Origin of the sequence: Parapedobacter defluvii, assembly GCF_014642075.1 — a bacterium.
Classification (GTDB): domain Bacteria; phylum Bacteroidota; class Bacteroidia; order Sphingobacteriales; family Sphingobacteriaceae; genus Parapedobacter; species Parapedobacter defluvii.
The window spans coordinates 1-2,899 of the sequence record NZ_BMIK01000044.1 but is presented as its reverse complement, the minus strand read 5'-3'; the positions used below and the strand labels follow the sequence as shown (position 1 = coordinate 2,899).

The 2,899-nt window shown below is 52.2% G+C and carries 2 protein-coding genes; both read left to right on the top strand.

Features of this window, described 5'->3' with window-relative positions:
* Positions 1-213, top strand: a 213-nt coding sequence (locus IEX60_RS24615) for a cytochrome b/b6 domain-containing protein (protein WP_188754052.1), incomplete at its 5' end; no start/stop codon positions are given.
* Positions 214-261: 48 nt separating this feature from the next.
* On the top strand, positions 262-2,814 hold the full coding sequence (locus tag IEX60_RS24610; protein WP_188754051.1) for a cation-translocating P-type ATPase: 2,553 nt from the start codon (positions 262-264) through the stop codon (positions 2,812-2,814).
* Positions 2,815-2,899: the final 85 nt, after the last annotated feature.

The following is a 2,899-nucleotide window of genomic DNA, read 5'->3' as shown; positions in this document are numbered from 1 at the left end:
ATACTGTTTTACCTTTTAGTCGTCATTACCGCGATTACTGGCAGCTACCTGAAATGGGGAGACGGCAGCCTGAAGGCACCCATCGAAGCCGTACATAAGTGGGCGATTTACTGGTTCCCGATATTTGCCATATTACACTTTATCGGGATTTGGATGACAGAATCAACCCTCCAAAAAGGGATCACCTCGCGGATGATCGGCGGAGACGAATGATCGATATCCAAAAATATCGATTATATTTAAATGGAATTTTGAAACAATATGCCCTACCACATCCCCGGCCATCTAAAAGGCCTCACCGACAGCGAAGTAGCCGCTTCCAGGAAGCAATACGGTTATAACCAGTTAGCCACCGTCCGGAAAAGCTCTTGGCTGTCGCTGCTCATCGATATCGTCAAAGAACCGATGCTGATCCTGCTCATCGTTATCTCATTGATCTATGTAATTGTGGGCGATTACGGCGAAGCGGCGTTTATGTTTGCGGCCATCGTTGCCGTTTCTGCCATTTCTTTCTATCAGGATAATCGCAGCAAAAAAGCACTGGAAGCACTGGAAAAGCTCAACGAACCGCTGAGCCGGGTGATCCGGAATTCAACCGTCGTTGAAATTCCTACCCACGAGATTGCCGTGGGCGATCTCTGTATCACCGAAGAAGGAAAAATCATCAATGCCGATGGGCGTATCGTACACAGCAACGATTTCTCCGTCAATGAAGCGTCGCTTACCGGCGAGAGTTTTTCCGTATTCAAGGACAGCCGGTCGGAAGACAACCGGGTATACAGCGGAACGCTCACCGTTTCCGGGCTGGCCGTCTTCGAAGTAACAGAAATCGGAAAGGAAACCCGTATCGGCAAGATCGGCGAGTCGCTGCTGACGATAAAAGCGGAACCCTCTCCCCTACAGGTTCAGATCACCCGGTTCGTAAAAACGATGGCCATCGTCGGCATCGTTATTTTCCTATTAGTATGCCTCTTCCGGTACTACGAGACCGGCGACTTCGTTGCGAGCCTGCTTAACGGGCTTACGCTGGCCATGTCCGTACTGCCCGAAGAAATCCCGGTTGCGTTCACCACCTTCATGGCATTAGGTGCCTGGAAACTGATGCAGCAGGGCATCATCATCAAGCGAAGCAGCATCGTGGAAACATTGGGTAGCACCACGGTGATCTGCACCGACAAAACGGGTACCATTACCGAAAACTCGATGCAGTTAATCAACCTGTATGATTTCCGGACTGACAAGACCTACGAGACCCCATCCTTTGGCGATCGGGAGCTGTCGACCCTCATCAGCTATGCCATGTGGAGCAGTGAGCCTGCCCCTTTTGACCCCATGGAGAAAACGCTTCACAACGTCTACGAGCAAACACAGCCGAGCGACCTACGGGGCGACTACCGCATGTTCCATGAATATCCGCTTGAAGGGAAACCTCCGATGATGACGCACCTCTTTGCCGATGCCCGCAAAAACCGGATCGTTGCGGCCAAAGGTGCCCCCGAAGCCATCCTCAGCGTGTCCCGGCTTTCCGCCGATGAAAAAGAGCGGGTACGGGACCGGATCAAAACATTCGCCCGGCAGGGATACCGCATACTGGGTGTGGCTAAATCCCAATTCGAAGGGGATGACTTCCCCAAAAAGCAGCAGGATTTCGTCTTTGAATTCCTGGGGCTGGCCGTCTTCTACGACCCGCCCAAGAAAGGCATCAAAGACGTATTCCAACGGATTTACGATGCCGGGATTGCTGTCAAGGTCATCACAGGTGACAATGCGGATACCACGAATGCCATCGCTGCCCAGGCAGGCATCGTTAGCGATACCCCACCTGTAAATGGCGCCGAAATCATCAACCATTCGGAAGAAGAACTGATGCAGCTCTCGGCGCACACCACACTGTTTACACGGATGTTTCCCGAAGCTAAGCTGGCTGTGGTGAACGCGCTGAAAAAACGGGGTGATGTCGTAGCCATGCTGGGCGATGGGGTGAACGACGGTCCGGCCCTGAAAGCGGCCCACATCGGGGTAGCCATGGGCAATAAAGGAACGGAAATCGCCAAATCGGCCGCTGCCCTGGTGATCACCAACGACGATCTGGAAAAGCTGATCACGGGCATTGCCGCCGGGAGGCGGATCTACGCCAACATCAAAAAAGCCGTCCAATACATCATTTCCATCCACATCCCCATCATCCTGACCGTCTCGTTGCCGCTATTTCTGGGTTGGGTATTCCCGCAGATCTTCACACCCGTCCATGTCATCTTCCTGGAACTGGTGATGGGGCCTACTTGTTCCATCGTCTATGAAAATGAGCCCATGGAACGGGACGCCATGCAGCGACCGCCACGGACCATGACCGACACGTTTTTAAACGGGCGTGAACTGATGATCAGCATCGTCCAGGGGTTGGTCATTACCGCCGGTGTGCTGTTTGCCTATCAGCTGACTGTCCAAGCTGGCGGAAGCGAAGAAAAAACGAGAGCGATGGTATTTACCACGCTGATTTTCGCGAATATCCTGTTGAGCTTTGCCAACCGCTCGTTCTACTACAGCATTTTTGAGCGCTTCAAGGGCCGGAATCCCCTGCTCACCGGCATCACGGTGCTGGTGTTGGCTATGCTCTTTGCCATCCTATACGTAGCCCCGCTTTCCCGATTTTTTGACGTGACATCCCTGCGCGCATCCGAATTGGGAATTTGCCTGGCCCTGGCCGTGGTCTCCGTATTGTGGTTTGAAGTTTATAAATGGTTCCGCAGAAAGGAAAGCAGGGTTTTGGATCCCCTGACTGGAAAGCCAAAAAAGGATGCAAATCTACATTGAATATCGCCATGACAAGAAACTCCTGCAATCCACCACAAAAGGATTTTATTATGAATACGGTAAGTTATAGCGGGATATTGCCGCA

What these genes read in the sequence shown, in the direction of transcription:
- IEX60_RS24610 (WP_188754051.1), top strand. Translation starts at nt 262, where the DNA reads ATGCCCTACCACATCCCCGGCCATCTAAAAGGCCTCACCGACAGCGAA.